This window comes from Pseudomonas sp. GW821-FHT01D09, from assembly GCF_059422465.1.
This window is the reverse complement of record NZ_JBWKWY010000072.1, coordinates 1-608: the sequence shown is the minus strand read 5'-3', so window position 1 is coordinate 608 and position 608 is coordinate 1. Positions and strand designations below refer to the sequence as shown.

Genomic DNA, 608 nt, shown 5'->3' with positions numbered 1-608 from the left:
CGCCCAGGGCCCGGCATCGTCGTCGGCAACCGCCTGTTACTGCAAGGCGACCGGCATTACGACTACGACGCTTTCGGAAACCTCATACGCGAACGCCGTGGCCGCGCGCAGCAGTGGGTCACCGAATACCGCTACGACTGCCAGCACCGCCTGATCGGCGTCACCCAGCCGGACGGCAGCCAGGCCAGTTATCGCTATGACCCGTTTGGCCGGCGTATCAGCAAAACCGTAGCGGGCAAAACGACTGAGTTTTTCTGGCAAGGCGACAAGGTCATCGCCGAGCACACGGCGGGGCAGCATCGCAGTTATCTCTACGAGCCTGATAGCTTCAGGCCGTTGGCCTTGTTGGAAGGGTTTGGTCCGGCCAATACCCAGGCCTTCCACTACCAACTGGACCATCTGGGTACGCCGCAGGAACTGACCAACGCGCAAGGCAAAATCGTCTGGTCCGCCCACTACCTCGCCTACGGCCAGATCGCCCGGTTGGATGTAGGAATTGTCGATAACCCGCTGCGTTTTCAGGGGCAGTACTTCGACCGGGAAAGCGGGCTGCATTACAACCGGCATCGCTACTACAATCCAGATAATGGCCGCTACCTGACGCCCGA

The 608-nt window shown here is 60.7% G+C and carries 1 protein-coding gene; it reads left to right on the top strand.

Features of this window, described 5'->3' with window-relative positions; all coding sequences use genetic code 11:
* Window positions 1-608, top strand: a 608-nt coding sequence (locus AC07W7_RS27125; RefSeq protein WP_495040461.1) for an RHS repeat domain-containing protein, incomplete at both ends; no start/stop codon positions are given.